Consider the following 22,453-nt stretch of genomic DNA (forward strand, 5'->3'; position numbering starts at 1 on the left):
GTTTTTCCAGGTTACACCTGGCAGCAGAGCATCCAGCTTCAGACCTTTATTAGGGTCAAGGTTCACGAGGGAAATATGGATTGCTCCGTTTTGTCCTTCAAGGCCGAGGCGTTTAAGGCCGGGATTTTCTCCCTGCCCAGCGTAGTCCGGCGAGGTAAACAGCAGGGGAAGAAGCGGCGCATCTTGGTTTGGTGCACCTGGTAGAGGTCGAAGACATCATAAGTGGGGGTAAGTAGCATCTTTTCTTTGTTAGTGGTTTAGTTGCCTGTACTCGGGGCCATGTCCAGTTGCTGACACGGCCCCGGTTTTACAGGCTACTTTCTAACGGCTATCCGCATCGTCTGTACTTTGGAAGAAGTCACCAGGCGGGCAAAGTAGATGCCTTCTGCCAGGTCCCGGCCGCTCAACTCGAAGGAATAGACCCGGCCAGCTTCAGCAGTGCCTGCCTGGATACGCTTCATGAGCATGCCTTTGGCATCATATAGTGTCAGCTCATAGCTGTCATTCTTATCCAGCGCGAAGGTGAGAGTGGTTTTCTCCGAGAAGGGATTAGGATAGTTAGAGAAAGTTGCCTTCACTGTAGCGGCAGGAACTGGGCCATCTGTGGTTGTCAGCGTGCTGGTCTTGGTGCTGGTCTTCACGTCAGGATTGTGGATGACGATGGAGCCTCCCTGGATAATAGTAGTAGGGGCCGCATTCAGGTCGTAGTTATCGGCAGCATTATCCAGAAGGTTATCGTAGACAATAGCTCCTCCGGCATTTATATTCCAGATTTTGATACGGAATCGGTCAGCGCCAGTACCGTCGTTATACTGGCCGTCTACTGCCGATGTCATAAAGCCATACCGTCCGGTGCCATTAATGGTGCCCTCGCCTTTATAGCTGGCCTTGCTGCCGGAAATGACCAGCCGGGCAGCTTCATAGGAGGTGCTGTTAAAGTTTATATCACCGGCCTTAAACTGGAATTCGGTGCTGCCTTCTACTACCGTGGTGGAGCCCTTTTTATACTTGGCTACAAATCCGAAGTTGGCTTTGCCTTCTGCCGCTGGGTTGCTGCGCAGGGCTCCCTTCGGCGACCAGATCCAGCCACCGCCGGTAACAAAGCCACCGTTGGGGTCATAGATAACCACGTACTGATAAGTGAGCGGTACGGCTTGCAAAGGGCTGGTGGCAGAAGCAGTTGCTGTACTACCGCCATTATCTGCTAAGCTGAGCGTCAGGTTATAAACACCAGGAGTATTGTAGGTATAGGAGCCATTCACCGTCAGCACTCCATTGGCGGATGAGACCGTGCCTGTAGAAGTTCTTCCGTCGTCCCAAGTCCAGGTGGCTGTATAGTTTCCTGCCGCAAAGGCATCTACATCCGTAAATACGGCACTTACATTCACCGCTGTATTTATGGCCATAGGAGCCGCAGGGGCAGTGATGCTTGTAATGACGGGAAGATCATTAACAGGAGCTACATTGATAGTGAAGGTCTGAATGGCGCTTGCATCCACCCCACCATTTACTACTCCACCATTATCCTGCAGCTTCACACTTACTGTGGCTGCCCCATTTGCATTGGGGGCCAAAGCATAAGAAAGCTTACCTGTGGCGTCAATAGCGGGCTGCCCGGTGCTGGTGAACAAACTCGTATTGTTATTGCTAACAACAAAGCTTACTGTCTGCGTAGCTTCATTGGCGGGGCCGGCGCTGATGTACGTAGCCCAGGCTACACTCTGTGCGGGTGCGTCTTCCTGTACCGTTTGATTGGCTCCTGCGGTGAAGGTCGGTGCATCATTGACAGCATTAACGGTGATAGTGAAAGTCTGTACTGCGCTTTCTGCTATACCGCCAGCGGTAGTACCACCATCGTCTTTGATGTTAACACTAACGATAGCTACCCCATTGGCATTGGCAGCTGGCGTAAAGGTGAGCTTGCCAGTAGCATCCACGGCTGGCTGGGCGGCAAACAACCCGGTATTTGAGTTGCTTACTACGAAGCTCAACGACTGGGTCCCCTCGTTAGCGGGGCCGGTACTCAGCGCTGTGGCCCAGCCGGTAATAGTTTGCGCAGCCGCATCCTCGTTCACCACTTGGTCACTGCCCTTTACGAAGCTTGGCGCATCGTTTACCGGATTGATCATAACGGTAAAGCTTTGGGTAGTCTCCGCATCACCATCACTGACTTTCACCGTTACCGATGCCGAGCCAAACTGATTAGCTTTGGGCGTGTATTTCAGCGTGCCGGTGCCCTGAGGGCTGGTATAAACCACGGTTGGATTATCCAGCAAGGCTGTGTTACTAGACGTAGCCGTCACGGTAAGTGTTTGAGCCTCGTTGGCGGCGCCAGTGCTGATGCCGCTCAGGGAGACAGTCTGCTCGGCTGCATCTTCATTAATAGCGGCCGGAGTGCTAACAGCGGCCAGCGTAGGAGCATCGTTTACGGCATTCACCGTAACCGAGACAGTGGCAACCGCAGAGGTAAGCGCTCCATCTTGTACCGTGAAGGTGAAAGAGTCCGGGCCGTTGTAGTTAGCTGCAGGCTGATAGCTAAAGCTACCATTTCCCTGTATCGTAGCGGTACCATGGGCTGCCGCCGTTGCAAGCGCAAACGTCAATGGAGAGCCTTCGATATCGGAGCCCGTCAGAGTACCCGTTTTTTCGGTGTCTTCATTAGTACTGATGGTCATGGCATCGGCCACCGGCGCATCATTCACCGCCGTTACCGTTAGGGCAACCGTGGCCGGGTTACTGCCTTCGTGTGCGGCATCCTGAGCTTTGTAGATGAAGGAGTCCGGGCCGTTGTAATTCGCGGCTGGAGTGTAGGTATAGCTGCCATCGGGGCTGAGCGTGAGCGAGCCATGCGCCGGGCCTGTCACCAGTACGGCCGTCAAAGTAGCGTCGTCTACATCGGTATCATTAGTTAATACCGAGCCTCCGTACAGCGCCGCATCCTCGTTCACCGTTCCCGCGTCGTTGGCCGCTACCGGGGCGTCATTCACGGCCGTGATGTTGATAACAAAAATCTGCTCCGCGCTTTCCGCTACTCCGCTGTTATCAGTGCCGCCATTGTCAGTAAGCTTTACGTGAATAGTTGCTGTCCCATTGGCATTGGCTGCCGGGGTATACGTGAGCTGACCGGCCGCATTAATAGCCGGCTGCCCATCAGCCGTGAACAGAGCAGAGGCGCTGTTGCTGATTATCTGGAAGGCTACCTGTTGCGTACTCTCGTTGGCGGGCCCGGCACTGATGGCTGTAGCCCAACCACTAACCGTTTGGGCACCGGCATCTTCCAAAACCGTCTGGTCGGCGCCTTTCGTGAAGGAAGGAGCATCGTTGACGGAATTAACGGTAATGGTAAATGTCTTGGTTACCTCCAGGTCTCCGTCATTGACTTTTACAGTAATCAAAGCTGAACCATACTGGTTAGCCTTAGGAGTATACTTTAAGCTGCCACTGGTTTCCTGACTGGTATACAGCACCGCTATATCGTCGACCAGGGACGTGTTATTGGAAGTAGCCGTTACCGTAAGTGTCTGTACTTCGTTGGCCGCTCCACTACTGATTCCACTAAGCAACATAGTCTGCTCAGAGGCATCTTCATTAATGGCCTCTGGTGCAGAAATAGCTGCCAAGGTGGGCGCATCGTTGACGGGCGTTACCGTGATTGAAACCGTAGCCGGCTCAGAATCCAGTGCCCCATCATTCGCCTGGAAAGTAAAGGAGTCGGAGCCATAGTAATCGGCGTTAGGCGTATACGTGAATGTATGGCCAGACCCGGATACGGAGCCATGAGCAGGGTTTGCTACTATGCTATATGTCAGAGCATCCCCTTCTATATCCGTTCCCGTCAGAGTAATTAGTTTGGCTACATCCTCCTCCGTGGTAACAGATTGCGCTGTAGCTATGGGGGCATCATTCACCGGGGTAACATCCAGGGTAATGGTGTTAGGCGACTGATCTAGGTCGAGGCCTCCATTGCTAGTTCCACCATTATCCTGTACCTGGAAAGTGAAGCTGGCATAGCCGGTACCGTTGGCGTTCAGTGCAGGGGAGAAGCTCAGGTTGGCTAAACTAGCCGCTGGAATCAGTTGCCCTGCTACAACAGAGGAGCCACTCAGCTGGAGCCGGCCGGCCGTTGGGAGAGTGGTGATTTTCACAGCTGCCAGGCTGTTGCCATCGGTATCGGAGAAACCGAAATCAGCCGCGGCAAAAGGATAGCTTGTATCCTCCTGCGTGGTGAGTGTATTATCTGTTCCCGCTGGCTCGTCATTGACCGAATTTACCGTGATAGTGAATTCTTGGGTAGCACTTTCATCAACTCCACCTTTGACAATCCCTCCATTATCCTTCAACGTAACACTTACAGTAGCCGAGCCATAAGCATTGGCCGCTGGCGTATAGGTTAGTGTGCCATCAGCGGCAATGCTAGGTAAGCTTGAAAACAGGTCGTTATTGGTGGTAGTTGCCGAGAAAGCCAAAATTTGGCCGGCTTCATCACTAGGCCCTGTACTGATGCCCGTAGCCCAGCCACTAATCGTTTGGGTGCCGGCATCTTCCAGAACCGTCTGGTCAGCCCCTTTCGCGAAGGAGGGCGCATCGTTGACAGCATTGATGGTGATAGTGAAGGTTTCTACGCTACTTTCATCAATACCTTCATCGGCAGTGCCACCATTATCCTGGAGCTGCACACTAACCGTAGCAATTCCATTAGCATTGACCGCAGGAGTGTAGGTCAGCTTGCCGGTAGCATCAATAACAGGCTGGGTAGCGAACAGCGTAGTATTGTTATTCGTTACGATGAAGGTTAGCTCCTGCGTAGATTCATTGTCTGCCCCAGCGCTGACGTTTGTAGCCCAGTTGCTCACACTTTGCGCACTGGCATCTTCGTCAACTTCCTGGTCATAGCCTTTCACGAAGCTTGGCGCATCGTTCACCGGTGCTACAGTCACAACAAACTCGTCTTCTACGGCTGCGGAAACATTATCAGTAGCTTTTACCTTAATCGTGGCGGTGCCTGACTGATTAGTGCCATATGCCAGAATTAGCTTCTTAGTAGCAGCGTTATAGCTGGCCGTAACGAGGGCCGGATTGGTATTGCCGGATACAGTTAAGGCTAAAGCGTCTGAATTGGTGGCAATGTCCACATCCGCAAAGGTGTTGCTCAGATCCAATTCCGTGTTAGTGGCGTCTTCCAGCACTGAAACGTCAGAAATTGCCTGAGCTACTACTGGCGCATCATTTACGGCATCGACTGTAATAGAAACCGTAGCTGGGGCTGAATCAACACTGCCATCATTAACTTTAAATGTGAACAAGTCGGAACCGTTGTAATTAGCCGCTGGCGCGTAGATATAAGTGTTGCCAGATTTTAGCGTCAGCATACCATAGCCAACTGAACCCGGCGTATAGCTCAGGGCATCTCCATCTACATCCGTTCCGGTCAACTCAATTTCTATGGCCACATCCTCATCGGTGGTCACACTCTGTGCCGTAGCAATAGGAGCATCATTGACTGCCTGAACCGTAATGGAAACTGTGGCAAGGTTCGAGCTCAGGCTACCATCCGTCGCTCTATAAGTGAATGAATCACTGCCGTTATAGTTCGGGTTTGGCGTGTAGGTATAAGTGCCATTTGGAAGGAGTTCGAGCGTGCCTTTTGTAGGGCTGTTTACTAATTCGGCCGTTAGCTCGGCATTATCTACATCACTGTCATTTACTAAAATCGCACCACCCATTAAGATACCATCCTCATTCACTGTTCCTGTATCATTGCTTGCCACCGGTGCGTCGTTCACGGCATTCACCGTAATAGTTACGGTAGCAGACAACGATGCTAAGTTGCCATCGTGAACTGTAAACGTGAAGGAGTCTGAGCCATTATAATTGGCATCTGGCGTGTAGCTAAATGCACCATTGGTCTCTAGTGTAACGGTACCATGTTCTGCGTCTGCTGCAACGGTAAATGTTAAGTTAGATCCTTCAATATCTGAGCCGGTCAGTGTCCCCGTTTTTTGCGTGTCCTCGTCGGTGCTAATAGCCTGCGCAGCAGCTACTGGTGCATCATTTACGGCATCGACTGTAATTGACACGGTGGCCGGAGTAGAAGTCAAGGTGCCATCGTTGACCGTGAAATTGAAGGCAGCAGGGCCATTATAGTTAGCTGCTGGTGTGAAAATGTAGGTGTTGCTGGTGCCTGCTTTCTGCGCCAGGGAGCCGTGATTAACACTGCCCGGCGTATAAGTAAGTGGGTCACTATCTACATCGGTGCCAGCAAGTACAATTTCCACGGAGGTATCCTCCTCAGTGGTTACGCTTTGCGCGGTAGCTACCGGCACATCATTCACAGCATTCACCGTTATAGAAACCGTAGCAGCTTGGGAAGTCAGGCTACCATCGTTGCTTGTGAAGGTAAAGGCGTCGGGGCCGTTGTAGTTAGCTGCTGGAGTGTAGTTGTAGCTGCCATTTGATTGCACTGTAACTATACCGTGAATGGCTTGGGTGCCAAGTGCAAAAGTCAATTCGGAACTGTCGATGTCAGTGCCGGTCAGTGTGCCCGATTTGCTCGTGTCCTCATCCGTGCTGACAGATTGCGCTATAGCTACAGGGGCGTCATTTATGCCAGTTACCGTGATAGACACGTTAGCCGGAGCAGAGTCAAGTCTACCATCGTTTACTTTAAAAGTAAACGAGTCGGAGCCATAATAATTGGCCGCTGGGGTATAGGTGCGGGAAGTCTCGGTGCCACTAAGAGTGCCATGAGAAGGCCCGGTTACAATGCTATATGTCAGCGTATTATTATCGGCATCTGTGCCTGCAAGCGTAACGGGTAAAGAAGTGTCCTCATTAGTCTGCACAGTTGTTGCTGTTGCTACGGGCGCCCTGTTCACTGCCACCGAGAGGCTTGCCGAGGAAGTATAACAGCCATTGCTAGCATCTACACTGATTGTTCCGGAAACAGCAGTTCCCCAGTTTACGGATATGGATAATCCATCGGGGGCTTGTGTAAAGCTGGCTCCGGAGGGAACATGCCAGGTATAAGTAGTAGCGTTAGCTACAGCATCAATGGCATATCCTACTGCGGTAGAACCATAATCTACCAGGCTGTTGCCGGTAATGGCACTTACTGCGCCCAGTGTAGGAACAAAGGCTATCTGCACGTCATCGGTTGATGGAGCACATGTTGCTCCATTGGTAGTAGTCCAGCGCAGCTTGTATGTGGTGCCTGCTGTTCCTGTAAACTCAGATGTGTTGCTGGTGCCGGTCGTTATGTGCCCGCCTTCTCCGCTAACAATACTCCAGGCGCCAGAACCAACTGTAGGTGCAGTGGCAGCTAATTGGGTGGTGGTGCCGCAAACGGCCGGTTGATCCAGACCAGCTACTGCTGTAGAGGGTGGTGAATCAACCATCACAACGGTCTGAGCTACCGGACTGGTGCAGCCATTTACGGTTACTTTAACTGAATAAGTACCTGCGGCGGCAGTTGAGATGCTAGAGACAGAAGGATTCTGTAGCGAGGAAGTAAAGTTATTTGGCCCCGTCCAGCTGTAGGTTGCCCCAGCAATGGTAGAAGCCGTTAAATTAAGGGTGGAACCAATGCATAATGGGCCATTATTGCCTGCAGTAGGAGCGCTAGGTACGGAGTTGACAGACAAAGTAATGGATTGGGTGCTACTGTTGCCTGCTGCGTCAATTGCCTTAGCCTCAATTGCATAAGATCCAACAGCGTTAGGGGTTAAAGATGTACTCCAATTTCCTCCGCTATTAGTTACAGTGAGGTTATTTGAACTGCCTCCATTAAACTTATATGTTACCGTTAACGATGAAATGCCTGAGCTGGCGCCATTTACCGTTGGATCTGAAACAGTACCCGCAATATTAATAGGTGAGCCTGTTCCACATATAGTCCTTGCAGTAGCTATAGGATTAACAATAGATACCAAAGGATTTGTATTATCAACTAGTATCAATTGATATACACTTGGTACAGATTCACTAGTTGTCTCGGTAATACCATTCTTATTGTCAATAGAGGCAGCAATAGCATAATAATTTCCATCGAGTACAAAATCAGTATTGGAACCTATATTATTTCTCCCATCCCAACTCCTGCCGACTGATGCATCCTTTGTAGCTATAGAAAACTCAGGTGACTGATTAACAATTGGCCCTGTTTTACTTCCTTGTCTAATTCTGATAATAAATCTTGGAATAGGGTTATTTCCTGCATTCTTTGCAGTGATTAATGATATATCTGATGTGCCTGCACTAGATATTTGGTTTGGCGATATTGGGGAAGTCGCAACTGTAATTTGTGCCTCACCATCTGTAAATATTGTCGTAACCATCCTTGCGGTTTGCTTACCAGTGGCCGTCACCGTAAACTTCACGCCCAAGTGGCGCCGCTCTATGGCATAATCAATCTGCCACGTACCATCCTCTTTCACCGCCACATCATAGATGTGATAATCCGGGTAGTCCGGCTCCTCCTTAAACTCCACATGTACCATGGAGTCGGCCGTCCAACCAGACCCCGTGATATGCGCCATTTCTCCAGGCGCATAATCATCCTTATCTGAGGTGACAGTGGGCGCATAGCCATCGGGGGCTGATGTTTGCGCGTAGGTGGCTGTAATGCTTGTAAGATTAAGCAACCAAAACAGTAGCAGTCCGTAGACTCTAAAACCTGTTTTGTGTCTAATGAGTAGATTAATGCTCATACAATAAATGTGTTGGGTAGGTGTGTAGAAGAGGAAATATAGATTTGCTCCCTGTTGAAAATGAGGGATTTATGAATTTAATCAGGTGATTATGGCCTGAATAGAAGTTTTATAAGATATAATTGTGCGATAAATCTAATTAGGATTATTATCAAAAAAAATTGAATGGCTAAATATTATATATAATTGTTTGATCATCTTATAACTATTAGATGATCAACCCTTAACAGAATAGGGGCTTTGCAACCTGCTTGAATAGCCCAACAGGTAACCGCAAATCTGTATCTTATGGGATAGTAATTATGTCCCATGGCTCCTCCGCATCCATTGTCCCCGATAAGCGCTTCCTATGATGTCATTATCATCGGAGCCGGCATCAATGGCGCAGGCATTGCCCACGATGCTGCCCAACGGGGCCTACGGGTGCTGCTACTGGACAAAGGCGATATAGCCAGCGGTACCACAAGCTGGTCTACCCGCCTGATACACGGTGGATTGCGCTACCTGGAGCATGCCGAGCTGAGACTGGTGCGGGAATCGTTGCGGGAGCGGGAAACGCTGCTCCGTATTGCGCCCCACCTGGTGCGTCCATTGCCCCTGCTTATTCCCTTGTACAAAGGTGCCCGGCGCGGTCCGTTTACTATGCGTGTAGGGATGGTCGCCTATGATGTCCTTTCCTGGAATAAGTCGCTGCCCCGGCACCAGATGCTTTCCAGCACAGCTACTTTGGCCCGTGCCAGCGGGCTGCGTACCGAAGACTTACAGGGGGGGGCATTATACTACGATGCCCAGGTGACGTTTCCGGAGCGCCTCACAGTAGAAAACGTGCTGGCTGCGCATGCACTGGGTGCCCATGTGCTTACCTATACCCGCGCCGACAGCCTGCTGACTGAGCAAGGCCAGGTGCGTGGCATCGTGTGTACTAATCTGCAAACCGGCGCCCAACATACAGCTCACGCACCACTGGTAGTCAATGTGGCCGGCCCCTGGGTGGATGCGGTGCTGGCCGGAGCATTGCCGGCTGGTACGCCGCTGGTGGCCGGCACTAAAGGCACTCATCTGGTAGTAGCGCCTTTCGCCGGGGCGCCTCAGGTAGGATTATATGCCGAAGCCAAGGCCGATGGCCGACCGTTTTTCATACTGCCCTGGAACGAACTCTACCTCATCGGAACCACCGACACGCGCTACACCGGCAGTCTGGAGCAGCTAGAAGCCACCCAGGATGAAATAGCTTATCTCCTGGCCGAAACCAATCGGCTTTTTCCACAGGCACATCTCACTAGTGAGCAAGTGCTGTATACCTATGCCGGCGTGCGGCCGCTGCCTTTTGTGCCAGCCGGAAGCGAGGCTGGCATCACCCGGCGGCACTTTGTGCATCAGGACTCGGCAGGTATCAAAGGGCTGTTCTCCATAGTAGGTGGTAAACTGACCACCTATCGTAGTTTGGCAGAGGAAGTGGTAGACCTGCTATGCCAGCGGTTGCAAAAGCCCTGTATGGCCAGTGTCTCAGCCCAAACACCCTTGCCGGGTGCCTTGCCTCCGGAGGAAATAGCCCGCTTCCAGCAGCAACTGCTTCAGGTGTTTCCGGCCCTGCCCAACGCCAGCCTGCATCGCCTGTTGCGCATTTACGGCCGTCGCGCCGCGCCGCTGCTCCAGCTGGCTGCTACCTCTCCCAACCTGCTTCAGCCCCTCGTCCCGAATTCTCCCACGCTGGCCGCCGAAATCGTATTTGCCATGCAGCAGGAGCTGGCCCAAACGCTCACGGACTGCCTGCTGCGGCGCACCATGCTGGGTCTGAATGCGGCTTGTGGGCTGGACGTAGTAGAAGCTGCCGCTACGGTGGCCCGGCAGCATCTGGGCTGGTCGGCAGCACGAGAGGCAACGGAAGTAGCCGCGTACCGCCAGTACGTGCAACGGTTTCATCCGCACAGCCTGGTGGCCGCCGGAGATTAATGGTGGGGCTTGCCGGTCAGGTTATAAATCTGCTGAATCTGCTGCAGGCGGGCTTTGAAATCGATTTTCAGATCTATCAGCTGCCCATTGTGGAGGTCGAAGACCCAGCCTTCTACTTCGGGGTAGCCTTTCTCCAGGTAGCTCTGCTGCACCTCCGCGGTTTTAATCACATTAATGCACTGCTCCAGCACATTCAGCTCGGCCAAACGGTTATAGCGGGCGGTGGCGTCGGCTATTTGGTTTAGCTCCGGGGCGTGCAAGCGGTACACATCCCGGATGTTACGCAGCCAGGGGTTCAGAATGCCCAGATCTTTGCTTTCCATGGCGGCCCGCACCCCGCCGCACTGGTAGTGGCCGCACACAATAATGCGCTTTACCTCCAGGTGCTCCACAGCATAGTTGATAACGGAAAGCACGTTCAGATCGGTATTGGGCACCACGTTGGCAATGTTCCGGTGCACAAATACCTCCCCGGCATCCAGGCCCATAATTTCATTGGCCGGCACCCTTGAATCGGAGCAGCCAATGAATAAATAATCGGGGCGCTGCTCGCGGGCCAGCTTGAGGAAAAAGTCTGGGTCCTGGGCCGTTTTCTGCGCTACCCACTGGCGGTTATTCTCGAAGAGTTGTTCGTAGGTGGTCATAAGGCCGGCAAAATACGTATACTCGCCCTGAACCTTGGCTGGGGTTGGCACAATTTCTATCGGCCCGCTTATGTCACAGTCGCTGGATGACTTGTTTGAGCTGTTGCGGAAAGCCGCGGCTCCGGTAGAAATTGCCGCCGTGCAGCATGCCATCTGGGAAGTGTGGCTGGACTCAGGCGATACTGCCCTGAACAAGCGCTTGGAAGAGGGTATGCGGGCGCTAGCCGCGGAAGAATATACCCGGGCCATTGCCGAGTTTACTTACCTGATTGAGCAGCGCCCGGAATGGGCAGAAGGATGGAACAAGCGTGCCACGGCCCACTACCTGCGCGGCGGCTATCGGGCTTCTCTGCTCGATATTCAGGAAACGCTGCGCCTGGAGCCCCGCCATTTCGGCGCCCTGAGCGGCTGGGCAGGTATGCTGCAGTTGCTCGGCGACGAGCGGGGTGCCCTGCGCATTCTGCAGCGCCTCTCGCGCCTGTGCCCTCAAATGCCCGGCCTGCAGGCCCGCATCCGGGATTTGCGTGACCAACTGCCTGAGGCAGATCTGTAACTGCCCTCTCTCAGATCAGGCAAATGCCCGGAGCGGCAACTGATTTACGTTGAAAATCAGCCGGTTTATCAACGGATGGAGGGCTGTGTGCTTGCGAGGTTCGATTCATTTTTTGTATATTTCCCGGATAAATGGCAGGGCTGATTTCTGCTATTTATTCAGGGCAATTCTGGCATGTAGGGCTAGTGCGTCTGAAAATGCGTAGAAAAAGCTACGCTTGATGTAAGTAAAAAATAGAATAAAACGAATAAAAATTTTCCCACCCCTTCCCACCCTTTCTCACGAGCTATGATTCGTTCTTTACTCCTGATTCTTTTATGTTTCACCGGCCTGGTCCATACCAGCTTGGCGCAGCGCGTCCGAAAAACCGACTATGAAAGCGGTATGCTGGAAAAAGGCAATAAAGTAGGCGTATGGGAGTACTATGCCTACACCCGCGACGGCAGCCAGGTTATTGCCCAGAAGTATGACCATTCCAAAAACAAGCTGTTGTTCTACCGTCCGGTAGAAGACCGGGTTTACCAGATCAAAGAAAACAATGCCTGGACCAATGGGCGTGTAGATCAGCCGCCACTGTTTATGGGCGGCGATGCTCTGCTGGGTACCTATGTGAGTAAACTGAACTACCCTACCATGGCCCAGGACAAGAATGTGCAGGGCAAAGTCATTGTAACCTTTGTTATTGATACACTGGGACAAACCTCTGACTACCACGTGTTGCTGGGCATTGGAGCCGGCTGCGACGAAGAGGCGGTGCGCGTAGCCAAAGCTATTCCCCCGCAATGGATTCCGGCCCGCCGTGGCGGCCATGCAGTGCCGGTGGTATATGAAATGCCCTTCAACTTTCGTTTGAAGCCGTAACAACTATATCTACTGGCCCCGTTAGGCCGTATGTTAGGGCTATGAAAACGAAACTCTTCCGCTTTGTACCCGCTACCGCTCTGCTAGGCACGCTGGCGCTGGTTTCTTCCTGCGATTCTACCCCCCGTGAACGGCAGGAGGCTGTGCGCCAGGAAGTGCGCGAGCTGGATACCCTGGCTGATAAAGCTGCCCAAAAAGCTAAAACAGCCGCCAGCCGGGCCAGTCGCTGGGACTCGGCCTCCCGTGCCCGCAACCGGCAGCCGCTGGACACGGGTGCTACCTCCGCCTTTACCCAGCAGCTACTGGGAACTTACGCCAATGTTGAGCAGCTCACCGTGGATAATATTGAGCCGGCCTACACACAGCTACTACGCCAGACGCGGACGCTGCGTCGGCAATGGACACAGCGAGACTGGGACTATGCCACGGCTATCTACCGTCGCCTTAATAACCGGCTGCAGCAAATTCGGCTGGATCTGCGTGCCCGCGACGAGCTTCGTATCCGGGCCCTGCAGGCCGAGTTCGTGACCATGGAAACCAGCCGGGATGTGAAAGACCTCGGCAAAGTAGTGTCAGAATAAATTCATTCCCCAGCTACCAGTATTAAGCCCCGCCCCGGCGGGGCTTTTTCGTTTCAATAGGCCTTTAAAAAAGCGGTGGCTCTTTCTCCTGAAGGCTGATGCCGGAGGGCTGTTGGGGACACGAAATGCATTCGAGTCAGCGAAAACGCCAGACTGGCCACACGGTGCCTGCTGCAAAATGCTCGGAATCAGCCGGCAGTTCCAGAAAACCGTCGCTAGGCAGTAGGCTGGCCAGGTCGCCGGAGCCTCCGGCCCGCTCGGGAGTTGCTAGCAAGCGGCCATCAGGCCCGCTGTGCAGGCTTACCAGGAGGAAGTGCGTGAGCTGGGGGCGGAAAGAAACATCCTGCGTGAGAACAGCACAGGCCAGCGCGGCCGGGGAGGCTACGGGCTGTTGAATGGCTAACAACCAGGGCTGAGCGTAGCGGTAATAGTTCACAAATGTAGAAACCGGGTTGCCGGGCAAGGCAAACACCACAGCTCCCTGCGGGTGCCGGCCAAACCAGAACGGCTTCCCCGGCCGCTGCTGCACTTCATGAAACAGCTCTTCCGTCCCGGCTTGCCGCAGGGCCAGCGGCAGAAAATCGGCTTTGCCCTTAGACACGCCCCCGCTCAGCAGTACGGCATCATACTCATGCAGCAGAGACGGTAAACCGGCCTGGAGCGCTGCCAGGTCATCATCGAAATGAAAAACACTAACCACCGCCCCGGCCTGCTGCGCTGCCGCCTGCAGCATTAAGGCATTAGAGCGCCGGATCTGGTGCGGCAGCGGTGTTTCGGTAATGGGCACCAACTCGTCGCCGGTACTGACCACCGCCACTCTGGGGCGACGCGTAACGGCCAGCGTGGCCGCGCCAATGGTGGCGGCTACAGCCAGTTCGGCGGGGCCCAGTAACGTGCCGATGGGCAGAAGTAAGTCGCCCTGGTGGCGGTCGGCGGCGCGGGGGTGGATGTTGTGACCGGCAGCCGGCGGCAGCACCTGTAGCTTGGCCGCCCGCGGCCCGTCGATGGGTTCATTTAGGATAAGATCCTCGTAGCGAACAACTGTATCGGTACCGGGAGGCAGGGCAGCACCGGTCATGATTTCAATGGCGGCGTGGGGCTGCTGCAGGGGGAGGGGCGGTTGGCCGGCCAGCTGGGTGCGCTCAATGGGGAAGGTGGTTTGTCCGGCTGCTATGGCCGCAAAAGCCACGGCTATGCCATCCATAGCCACCCGATCAAAGGGTGGAAAGTCGCGGTCGGCGTATTGCGGCTTCCGCAGCACGCGGCCCAGGGCTTCCGGCAATGGTATCGTTTCTGAGGGCAAAGGCCGAACGGTGGCCCATACGCGGCGGGTAGCTTCGTCAACAGTGAGCATAAAGCAGGTAATTTGCAGCAACGAGCCCAGCGTAAGCCGTAGACCTTTGGTCTGGTTTTCGGTTATTTCTGTACCCCGGCGCAAGCTAAAGCTTCCGCTACATTTCTTTTGTATGGCTGATTCTCCTTCCAAGCTCACTCACCTTAATGCCGCCGGGCAGCCGGCCATGGTAGATGTAGGCGCCAAAGCCGTAACGCGGCGAGTAGCCCGGGCCCGCAGCCGTGTGGTAGTGGGGGCTGAGATTCTGCAACTGGTGCAGCACGGCGACCTGCCCACGCGTAAAGGACCGGTGTTTCAAACTGCTATTCTGGCCGGTATCATGGCTGCCAAAAAAACCGCTGACCTGATTCCGTTGTGCCACCCTTTGGGGTTGGATGACTGCCAGGTGCACATTACAATTGCTGAGCCCGCCACGGTGGTCATTGAGTGCACGGCTTCGGTTACGGGGAAAACGGGCGTAGAAATGGAGGCGCTAACCGGAGCTTCAGTAGCAGCACTTACCGTATACGATATGTGCAAGGCCCTCTCGCACAACATCGTTATCCAGGAAACCCGCCTCCTGTCCAAAACCGGCGGCAAGCAGGACTTTCACTTCGCCGACGATGAATAGTGCCGCTGCCCATACCAAGCATGCCCCCATGGCCCGGCCGCTGCTGGGCGAGTTCAACCGCCACGAGCTGGCCATTCTGGGCGCCCCCTGCGGCATCATTAAAGCGCTAACAGCCCGCCTGCTGCCTTTTCTTACTACGGATTTGCGCGTGGCGTATGTAGATGCTGACCACGCCGCTGGTGATGCGGAGACGGAGAGCGTAAGCAGTAGCGTGCTACAGGCCGGGGCCGCTGAGCTGACCGACAAAATTCATTTCCGCCGCCTGGACCTGCCGCAAGGCCTGAATCGGTTTAACCAGCTGCAATGGCTGGGTGAGCAAAGCCTGGTGCTGGTAAACGGCAACCACTTTCGGGCCGAGCAGCAGATTGCCATAATTGACCCGCGCAAACCCCTGGACCGTAAGCTGGAGCGCCTCACCGACCTTCAATTGTTGCTGCTCTCAGAAGGCGAAACCGAAGTGCCGGTATACCTCAAAGAACTGACCGCCAGCCGCCAGGTGCCGGTACTGGCTTTAGCAGATACGGAAGGCATTGCCGCCTGGGTACGGCAGTGGTGGCAACTGCGCCAGCCTCCCCTCTTTGGGCTGGTGCTTACGGGGGGGCGCAGCCAGCGCATGCAGGCTGATAAAAGCCGCCTGCGCTACCACCAGCAGGAGCAGCGTACTCATGCCGCTGCGCTGCTGGCGCCCTGGTGCCAGGAGGTGTTTATTTCCTGCCGTCCGGATCAGGTAGCCGATATACCTAATGGTCTGCAGCCCCTTCCTGACCAGTTTCTGGACCTGGGCCCGCTGAGTGGCATCCTCTCAGCTTTTCGGCACAACCCTAACGCGGCCTGGCTGGTAGTAGCCTGCGACCTGCCGTTTCTCTCGGAAAACACACTTCACTATTTGGTGGAACACCGCCAGGCTGGCCGTATGGCTACAGCGTTCCAGAGCCCCGAAAATGAGTTTCCGGAGCCACTTATTACTATCTGGGAGCCGCAGAGCTACGCGGCATTGCTTCGGTTTCTGGCTTTGGGCTATTCCTGCCCGCGCAAAGCCCTCATCAACTCCGATGCGGCGCTGCTGATGGCTCCTGCCCCCCAGGAACTGCGCAACGTGAATACGCCGGAAGAACGGGCGGCGGCAGAGCGGGAGTTTGGGAGGAAAAGCTAATGGTCTACGGATGTGCGGCTACCCACACGGTGCCGTCTTCATACTCCTCTTTTTTCCAGATGGGCACTACCTGTTTCAGAGTATCAATGATGAACTGGCAGGCGGCAAAGGACTCGGCGCGGTGCGGGGTAGCTACGGCCACCACTACGGCTATGTCGCCAATAGCCAGGGTACCTTTGCGGTGCACGACGGCTACTTTCTGGAGCATGGGCCAGCGCTCCTGGGCCTGCTCAGCTACGCGCCGTAGCTGGTGCAGGGCCATAGCATCGTAGGCTTCATAGTGCAGGCGCATTACCCGGCGCCCGGTACTCTGGTTGCGCACCGTCCCGATAAAGGTGTTAACCGCGCCGGCACCATCTGCCTGCATGGCCTGAAGCACGGCCGCTACGTCAATGGGCAGGTCGGTAAGTTCAATAAGCATAAGCAGAAAAATGCAGCAGGGCGTCTGCCAACGGAGGGCAAAGAGAATTAGGCGGGCGGTTCAGCATTAACCGCCGCTCACGGGTGGAATCAGGGCAATTTCGTCCCGTTCCTGCAGCAGTTCTTCTCCCTGGGCGTATTCATTATTACGGGCTACGGCCAGACTGCTGAGCTGGGTAAGGCCAGGATATTGCTCCTGGAGCTGGCGCAGCAATTGTTGCACGGAGGTGCCGGTGGGCAGAGCAAGCTGGAGCTGGGACTGGCCTACTATTTCGCGGGCAATGCCAAAAAGAGCAATAGTCAGGTTCATGCCTGTAAGTACGGCCGGCCAGGTTTGCCGATCAAATAAATATAAATTGAACAGAAAAGGCGTGGGCGCGTTTTTTGTTCAGAATCCGCTGCGCTTCTTGCGGCGGCCTTCTTTCTGCTGTTCTGCCCCATGTCTACCACCGCTTCCGTTTTGTTTGATAACCACGGCCGCCCGCTTGAGTATGTGCGGCTGGCCGTTACGGACCGGTGCAATCTGCGCTGTTTCTACTGCATGCCCGAGCAGGGTATCGACTACGTCCCCCGGCAGGCGCTGCTCAGCTATGAGGAGCTGGAACGCGTAGTGCAGATTCTGGCCGGCCTGGGGGTGCATAAAGTGCGTCTTACGGGCGGGGAGCCTTTCGTGCGCCGGGGCCTGCTGCCCTTTATTGGGCGCCTGCGCCAGATAGAAGGTATTACGGATATTGGCCTGACCACCAACGGGGTGCTGACGGCCCCACACGTGCCGGAGCTGGTGCGGCTGGGCATCCGCAGCGTGAACCTGAGCCTAGACACGCTGGACCGCGCCCGTTTCCTGCGCATTACCCGCCGCGACGAGCTGCCGCAGGTGCTGGCCACTTTTGAGGCCTTGATAGCCGCCGGCATTCAGGTGAAAATTAATGCCGTGGTGATGGACGGGCAGAACACGGAAGACATTATTCCGCTGGCCGAGCTAACCCGTGACCTACCCGTAGAAGTGCGCTTTATTGAGGAAATGCCTTTTAATGGCGGAAGCCATGCGGCCATGTCTTTACCCTGGAACCATGTGCGTATTCGGGAGCATCTGGCTGAGCATTTTTCCGGTTTACTGCCCGTGTCTACGGCTCCCGGTGCCACGGCTGCCGAGTACACCATACCGGGGCATATGGGCCGCGTAGGTATAATTGCGGCGTACTCGCGTACCTTTTGCGGGAGCTGCAACCGCATCCGCCTCACGGCCGAAGGCGGCCTGAAAACCTGCCTCTACGACCAGGGGGTTCTGGACGTGCGCGCCCTGTTACGAGGCGGCGCTACCAACGAGGAAATCCGCACGGCGCTAACAACGGCCTTCCGCTACCGCGCCGCCAATGGTTTTGAAGCCGAGCAGCAGCGCCCCCTGCACCAGCTCAGCTTTGAGTCGATGTCGACGATAGGCGGGTAGGCCGTTTAGAACATGGTATTGGTGTTGGCGGCGGTACCGGGCACTACCTGCAGCACATCCCAGTGCTCCACAATCTTGCCGTGCGCATCAAATCGGAAGATGTCGATACCGGCCCAGTCATGGTCGCCGGGCCAATGCTGCAGGCAGTGGAGCACCACGTAGTTATCCTCGGCAATGGCCCGCTTTACGTGCACGCGCTTGCCGGGGTATTCCTGCGCCATCCGCTCGAAGTAGGCAATAAAGCCATCCTTGCCATCGGGTACGCCGGGGTTGTGCTGAATGTACTCCGCCCCCACGTAGCGGGCTACCGCTTCTATCGGCTGACACTCATTAAACATCAGCTCATAGAAGGCTATGGCGTTTTGCTTGTTTTGCTCAGCGTGGCTCATGGTAGAAGGGTTTAGTGTTGATTTACAAAACTTACTTGCCCAGGCCTACCCAGTTGCGGCGCATGGCGTGGTATACGGCCGTGCCCACCACCAGCCCCACCAGGTAGCCATAAGGCAGGCCACCACAAAGGAGCCCTACCAGCAAGGCTACTACCAAATCGTTGCGGGAGGAGGTAATGTCGCGAAGCAGCGCGGCCAGCGTGAGGGCTTCAAAGAGGAGCAGCACCCCAAGCACTGGGAGCGGGAAAATCTGTACCACCTGGGCAAAGCCCTGGCTGAAGAATAGACCCAAAATCAGAAACAGCCCGCCATACAGCAATACTGAGCCACCGGTGCGGGCCCCAAACGCATAGTGTCCCGCCAGCCCTCCCGAACCATGGCAAACCGGAAACCCACCGAAAAATGGATTTACCAGATTCATTAAAGCATAGGTCAGGCTGATTTGACGCACTGTGATGGGGCGTTCCGGAAAATGGTCGTGTAATACCTGCCGGGTAGCCAGAATGGAATTGCCGAGTGACAGGGGTATTTGGGGTAAGGCCAGCAGCACGGCCCCGGTTAAAATATCGGCCGCAGCAGGGATGTGCCAGGAGGGAAGATGAAAGCCGGCCGCACGCTGGGCCGTGGCCAGGTCCAGCTTGAACACCAGCGCATATACCACCCCCAGCGCTACTACCAGCAGCGCTGCGGGCCAGCGGCGGTTACCCAGCAGCACTACCGTTATCAGGAAGGCCGCGGCGGCCAGCACGTAGCCGCCCACCCCATCGGCCGGCACATATTCTTTCAGAGCTAACGTAGACAGCTGCAGGGCCAGCCCAAACTGAATGCCGCGCACCACGGGCTTGGGAATAAGGCGGGCCAGGGCATCAATCAGCCCCGTAGCGGAGAGCACCAGCATGCTGGCGCCAATGGCCAGCCCGCCACCGTAGATCAGGCGGCCCGGAATTTTCTGGGCAATTACCAGGGCCGCAAATGCCTTAAGGGGCTGCACCGGCATGGGCAGCCCGTACCACAGCCCGGAGAAAATCTGCATCAGGCCAAACATTACCAATACGCTGGCGCTATCTACCCCGGAGGCGGCAATAATGCCAATGAGCAAAGGAAGATCTGTACCTAAATCACCGAAGGCACCTGCCAGCTCGTTGCGGTCGAAGCGGATGCGGGAGCGGCTGGGCGGGAAAGCGGTGAGAGGCATCAAGTAGTGAGCAGCAATAGCGAGTAATGAAGGCGAAAGGTCTGGCCTTGTTTTGTCGTAATCAACCCGAATAGGTTAATAGGTAGCCATGGCAGTATCTACCTCGGTAGCCCAGGCGTGAATGCCACCCGTTAAGTTGATCAGGTTGCTGAAGCCAAACTGATCCTGCAGCTGTGCTATGGCCTGCGCGCTGCGGGTGCCGTGGTGGCAATAGACTACTACCGGGTGCTGGCGGGGCAGTTGGTTGGCGCCCTGCGTTACGTGGGCCAGGGGAAGGAGCATGGCGCCGGTCAGGTGACAAATGCTGTGCTCGGCAGGCTCGCGTACATCCAGCAAAAAAGGGGGCGCGGCGGAATGCAGGAGCTCCTGCAGCTCGAGGGCAGTTACGCTGCGCAAGTCAGGGGTGCAATAGTCGTGGTAGTCGGCGGGGTTGGCAGTATCCAGGTGCAGCAAGCTATGTTCCGGGTGGCGGGCAAAGCGCAGCAGGCGGCTCTGGAAGGTCAGGGCATCCAAAATCCAGAGGCGGCCGCTGAGCACCTCACCCAGCCCGAGAATAACTTTCAGCGCTTCCGTGGCCTGCGCGGTACCTACCAGGCCGGGCAGCACGCCCAGTACGCCGGTAGCGTCGCAGTTAGGTGCCTCCATGGCGCTGGGCGGCGTGGGAAACAGGCACCGATAAGTGGGCCCGCCCTGGTAATTGAAAACCGAAACCTGACCTTCAAACTTATAAATGGCTCCCGAAATCAGTGGCTTGCCCAGACTGACGCAGGCATCATTGAGCAGGTAGCGGGTAGGGAAGTTGTCAGAGCCATCTACCACTACATCATAGTTTTCCAGCACCTCCCGCACGTTGGCCCGGTCTACGCGCATAATGTGCTGCCGGCAGTACACCGCCGGGTTGAGGCGCTGGACTTCGCGGGCAGCAGCGGCGGCTTTCAACTGGCCAATATCAGCTGGGCCATAAAGCACCTGCCGTTGCAGGTTACTGAGCTCTACCCGGTCAGAATCGGCAATGCCTAGGGTACCTACGCCCGCCGCCGCCAGGTATTGCAGCACCGGACAGCCTAGTCCGCCGGCACCCACTACCAGCACCCGGGCGGCCCGCAGCCGTAGCTGGCCGGCCTCACCAATCTCAGGGAGTTGCAAATGGCGGCGGTATCTCTGTTTTTCGGTAGATGTAAGCACGTATCGGGAATAAATAGGGCGGTAAGACAGCGTAGTGGTAAAACTTACGCTGGCCAGATAAAGTTAACCAAATACCGCCGTCTGTCGGCGCTGCCAGCAGTGCCCCGCCGGGCTTTGGCGTTCCTCCCTTATCTGTAATCTGCCGTGTCTGCTCCCGTTTTTCTGCCTCCTTCCAGCTACGAGTACGTGACAGTGCGCAACGTGCGCGGCACCAGCGTGACCGAAGCGCCCGATGTGCTGGCGGCCGAGGAGCCCCTCGAAATTAGGGCGGGGTATGGCCCCACAGATGACCGCCAGCACCGCACGGTGGCAGTAACCATGCGCACACCCGGCCACGACTTTGAGCTGGCCGCGGGCTTCCTGCTGACAGAAGGTATTATCCGCCGCCGCGACGAGCTGTACGGGGTGATTTACTGCCCCGATGTGAAAAAAGCAGAGGAGCAGGAAAATGTGGTGCGGGCCGAGCTGGCCCCAACCGTGCCGGTAGACTTGTCCCGTATGGAGCGGCACTTCTACACCACCAGCAGCTGCGGGGTATGCGGCAAAACCAGCATTGACGCCGTGCACGCGGCCAGCTGCCCGGTATTGCCTACCGATGGCCCCTATGTGGCAGCCGGAGTTATTCACCAGCTGCCGGAGCGGCAGCGGGCCGCCCAGGCGCTGTTTGAGCAAACCGGCGGCCTGCACGCGGCAGCCTTGTTCTCACCGGAAGGCGAGCTGCTGCTGCTGCGGGAAGATGTGGGCCGCCATAATGCTCTGGATAAGGTAATTGGGGCCGCTCTGCTGCAGGAGTGGTTGCCGCTGCACCGGCATGTGCTGCTGCTGAGCGGGCGTGTGAGCTTTGAATTAGTGCAGAAAGCGGCCGTGGCGGGCATTGCGGTAGTGGCTGCGGTAGGCGCCCCCAGCTCTCTGGCCGTGCAGGCAGCCCAAAACTTTGGTATGACGGTGTGCGGGTTTGTGCGCGAAGGCCGATATAACGTATACTGCGGAGACTGGCGCGTTCTGGCTGGTATAGAAAACCACCCGGCGGATAATCAATCTAATCCTCATGAAGCTTCGCATTGAAGATAACTCGCTTCGCCTCCGGCTCTCGGAACAGGAGGTAGAGCAGTTTGCGGCGGCAGGGCGGGTAGCGGCCGTGGTGTCCCTGGGCCCTACCGCTACTGAAAGCCTGACCTATGCTTTGGAGCGGGCCGAAAGTGAGGAGTTTCGCGTTAGCTACGGCGTAGGCGCGCTGACAGTGAAAGTGCCGGCGGCCCTGGCGGCGCACTGGACCAGCTCCGACCAAAATGGGTTTTCTGCCACCCTTATGATGGCAGAAGATCAGCCCCTTAAAATCCTGATTGAAAAAGACCTGGACTGCCGCCACTAGCTGCTGATGTTGCCCGGTTTCTCACTGCTAT

General features: G+C 55.6%; 18 protein-coding genes. 9 read left to right on the forward strand and 9 right to left on the reverse strand.

The features are described 5' to 3' along the window. Positions 1–62 precede the first annotated feature (62 nt). Both Q4G72_RS02405 and Q4G72_RS02410 read right to left on the reverse strand, forming a co-directional pair. A complete protein-coding gene (locus Q4G72_RS02405) occupies positions 63–239 on the reverse strand; it encodes a hypothetical protein (RefSeq protein ID WP_303309839.1) in 177 nt (58 codons plus the stop codon). 75 nt (positions 240–314) lie between these two features. After that, positions 315–7,394 carry a tandem-95 repeat protein gene (locus Q4G72_RS02410; protein WP_303309840.1) on the reverse strand — a complete coding sequence of 2,360 codons (7,080 nt, stop codon included), beginning with the start codon at positions 7,392–7,394 and terminating at the stop codon, positions 315–317. Between the two features lie 1,638 nt (positions 7,395–9,032). Here Q4G72_RS02410 and glpD point away from each other — a divergent pair. Beyond that, positions 9,033–10,658 (forward strand): glycerol-3-phosphate dehydrogenase, encoded by a 1,626-nt coding sequence (gene glpD, locus Q4G72_RS02415; protein ID WP_303309841.1) that lies wholly within the window; start codon positions 9,033–9,035, stop codon positions 10,656–10,658. On the opposite strand, the gene Q4G72_RS02420 is transcribed toward glpD, so the two are convergent. Further along, positions 10,655–11,302: a carbonic anhydrase gene (locus Q4G72_RS02420; RefSeq protein WP_303309842.1), complete on the reverse strand. Its 648-nt coding sequence runs from the start codon at positions 11,300–11,302 to the stop codon at positions 10,655–10,657. The genes glpD and Q4G72_RS02420 overlap by 4 nt on opposite strands. A gap of 70 nt (positions 11,303–11,372) precedes the next feature. Here Q4G72_RS02420 and Q4G72_RS02425 point away from each other — a divergent pair, with 70 nt between their 5' ends. The 3 genes from Q4G72_RS02425 to Q4G72_RS02435 all read left to right on the forward strand — a co-directional run bounded on the left by Q4G72_RS02425 (position 11,373) and on the right by Q4G72_RS02435 (position 13,297). Next, a complete protein-coding gene (locus tag Q4G72_RS02425) occupies positions 11,373–11,855 on the forward strand; it encodes a tetratricopeptide repeat protein (RefSeq protein WP_303309843.1) in 483 nt (160 codons plus the stop codon). Positions 11,856–12,143: 288 nt separating this feature from the next. Continuing rightward, the gene (locus Q4G72_RS02430; RefSeq protein ID WP_303309844.1) at positions 12,144–12,716 is read left to right on the forward strand and encodes an energy transducer TonB; all 573 of its coding nucleotides are present in this window, start codon (positions 12,144–12,146) and stop codon (positions 12,714–12,716) included. 41 nt (positions 12,717–12,757) lie between these two features. Continuing rightward, entirely contained in the window at positions 12,758–13,297 is a 540-nt protein-coding gene (locus Q4G72_RS02435; protein WP_303309845.1) for a hypothetical protein, read from the forward strand. A 136-nt stretch (positions 13,298–13,433) separates the two neighbouring features. Here Q4G72_RS02435 and Q4G72_RS02440 read toward each other — a convergent pair whose 3' ends face one another. Beyond that, positions 13,434–14,651 (reverse strand): molybdopterin molybdotransferase MoeA, encoded by a 1,218-nt coding sequence (locus Q4G72_RS02440; RefSeq protein ID WP_303309846.1) that lies wholly within the window; start codon positions 14,649–14,651, stop codon positions 13,434–13,436. Positions 14,652–14,763: 112 nt separating this feature from the next. On the opposite strand from Q4G72_RS02440, the gene moaC reads away from it, so the two are divergent. Together moaC and Q4G72_RS02450 are read left to right on the forward strand one after the other, a co-directional pair. Next, entirely contained in the window at positions 14,764–15,261 is a 498-nt protein-coding gene (gene moaC / locus Q4G72_RS02445; protein WP_303309847.1) for a cyclic pyranopterin monophosphate synthase MoaC, read from the forward strand. Beyond that, positions 15,254–16,414 carry an NTP transferase domain-containing protein gene (locus Q4G72_RS02450; RefSeq protein WP_303309848.1) on the forward strand — a complete coding sequence of 387 codons (1,161 nt, stop codon included), beginning with the start codon at positions 15,254–15,256 and terminating at the stop codon, positions 16,412–16,414. The genes moaC and Q4G72_RS02450 overlap by 8 nt, the downstream gene beginning before the upstream one ends. A 4-nt stretch (positions 16,415–16,418) precedes the next feature. Here Q4G72_RS02450 and Q4G72_RS02455 read toward each other — a convergent pair whose 3' ends face one another. After that, complete coding sequence (locus Q4G72_RS02455) at positions 16,419–16,835, reverse strand: molybdenum cofactor biosynthesis protein MoaE (protein WP_303309849.1); 417 nt, start codon at positions 16,833–16,835, stop codon at positions 16,419–16,421. A 66-nt stretch (positions 16,836–16,901) separates the two neighbouring features. Beyond that, complete coding sequence (gene moaD / locus Q4G72_RS02460; protein ID WP_303309850.1) at positions 16,902–17,144, reverse strand: molybdopterin converting factor subunit 1; 243 nt, start codon at positions 17,142–17,144, stop codon at positions 16,902–16,904. A gap of 129 nt (positions 17,145–17,273) precedes the next feature. Here moaD and moaA point away from each other — a divergent pair, with 129 nt between their 5' ends. After that, positions 17,274–18,281 (forward strand): GTP 3',8-cyclase MoaA, encoded by a 1,008-nt coding sequence (gene moaA / locus Q4G72_RS02465; protein ID WP_303309851.1) that lies wholly within the window; start codon positions 17,274–17,276, stop codon positions 18,279–18,281. 5 nt (positions 18,282–18,286) lie between these two features. On the opposite strand, the gene Q4G72_RS02470 is transcribed toward moaA, so the two are convergent. The 3 genes from Q4G72_RS02470 to moeB form a co-directional block, all read right to left on the reverse strand. Beyond that, positions 18,287–18,670 (reverse strand): nuclear transport factor 2 family protein, encoded by a 384-nt coding sequence (locus Q4G72_RS02470; RefSeq protein WP_303309852.1) that lies wholly within the window; start codon positions 18,668–18,670, stop codon positions 18,287–18,289. Positions 18,671–18,701: 31 nt separating this feature from the next. After that, positions 18,702–19,865 carry a putative sulfate/molybdate transporter gene (locus Q4G72_RS02475; protein WP_303309853.1) on the reverse strand — a complete coding sequence of 388 codons (1,164 nt, stop codon included), beginning with the start codon at positions 19,863–19,865 and terminating at the stop codon, positions 18,702–18,704. Between the two features lie 75 nt (positions 19,866–19,940). After that, positions 19,941–21,050: a molybdopterin-synthase adenylyltransferase MoeB gene (gene moeB, locus Q4G72_RS02480; protein ID WP_303309854.1), complete on the reverse strand. Its 1,110-nt coding sequence runs from the start codon at positions 21,048–21,050 to the stop codon at positions 19,941–19,943. A gap of 144 nt (positions 21,051–21,194) precedes the next feature. On the opposite strand from moeB, the gene fdhD reads away from it, so the two are divergent. Further along, positions 21,195–22,115, forward strand: coding sequence for a formate dehydrogenase accessory sulfurtransferase FdhD (gene fdhD / locus Q4G72_RS02485; RefSeq protein WP_303309855.1), 921 nt, complete (start codon positions 21,195–21,197; stop codon positions 22,113–22,115). Further along, entirely contained in the window at positions 22,099–22,422 is a 324-nt protein-coding gene (locus Q4G72_RS02490; RefSeq protein ID WP_303309856.1) for a DUF7009 family protein, read from the forward strand. Before fdhD ends, Q4G72_RS02490 begins: the two co-directional genes overlap by 17 nt. Positions 22,423–22,453 lie beyond the last annotated feature (31 nt).

Origin of the sequence: Hymenobacter sp. BT730, from assembly GCF_030542105.1 — a bacterium.
GTDB lineage: Bacteria > Bacteroidota > Bacteroidia > Cytophagales > Hymenobacteraceae > Hymenobacter.

Excerpts from the sequence above, each read along its gene's own strand:
- Q4G72_RS02405 (WP_303309839.1), bottom strand. The coding sequence starts at position 239 with ATGCTACTTACCCCCACTTATGATGTCTTCGACCTCTACCAGGTGCAC.
- Q4G72_RS02410 (WP_303309840.1), bottom strand. The coding sequence starts at position 7,394 with ATGGTTGATTCACCACCCTCTACAGCAGTAGCTGGTCTGGATCAACCG.
- Q4G72_RS02420 (WP_303309842.1), bottom strand. The coding sequence starts at position 11,302 with ATGACCACCTACGAACAACTCTTCGAGAATAACCGCCAGTGGGTAGCG.
- Q4G72_RS02425 (WP_303309843.1), top strand. The coding sequence starts at position 11,373 with ATGTCACAGTCGCTGGATGACTTGTTTGAGCTGTTGCGGAAAGCCGCG.
- Q4G72_RS02430 (WP_303309844.1), top strand. The coding sequence starts at position 12,144 with ATGATTCGTTCTTTACTCCTGATTCTTTTATGTTTCACCGGCCTGGTC.
- Q4G72_RS02435 (WP_303309845.1), top strand. The coding sequence starts at position 12,758 with ATGAAAACGAAACTCTTCCGCTTTGTACCCGCTACCGCTCTGCTAGGC.
- Q4G72_RS02440 (WP_303309846.1), bottom strand. The coding sequence starts at position 14,651 with ATGCTCACTGTTGACGAAGCTACCCGCCGCGTATGGGCCACCGTTCGG.
- moaC (WP_303309847.1), top strand. The coding sequence starts at position 14,764 with ATGGCTGATTCTCCTTCCAAGCTCACTCACCTTAATGCCGCCGGGCAG.
- Q4G72_RS02450 (WP_303309848.1), top strand. The coding sequence starts at position 15,254 with ATGAATAGTGCCGCTGCCCATACCAAGCATGCCCCCATGGCCCGGCCG.
- Q4G72_RS02455 (WP_303309849.1), bottom strand. The coding sequence starts at position 16,835 with ATGCTTATTGAACTTACCGACCTGCCCATTGACGTAGCGGCCGTGCTT.
- moaD (WP_303309850.1), bottom strand. The coding sequence starts at position 17,144 with ATGAACCTGACTATTGCTCTTTTTGGCATTGCCCGCGAAATAGTAGGC.
- moaA (WP_303309851.1), top strand. The coding sequence starts at position 17,274 with ATGTCTACCACCGCTTCCGTTTTGTTTGATAACCACGGCCGCCCGCTT.
- Q4G72_RS02470 (WP_303309852.1), bottom strand. The coding sequence starts at position 18,670 with ATGAGCCACGCTGAGCAAAACAAGCAAAACGCCATAGCCTTCTATGAG.
- Q4G72_RS02475 (WP_303309853.1), bottom strand. The coding sequence starts at position 19,865 with ATGCCTCTCACCGCTTTCCCGCCCAGCCGCTCCCGCATCCGCTTCGAC.
- Q4G72_RS02490 (WP_303309856.1), top strand. The coding sequence starts at position 22,099 with ATGAAGCTTCGCATTGAAGATAACTCGCTTCGCCTCCGGCTCTCGGAA.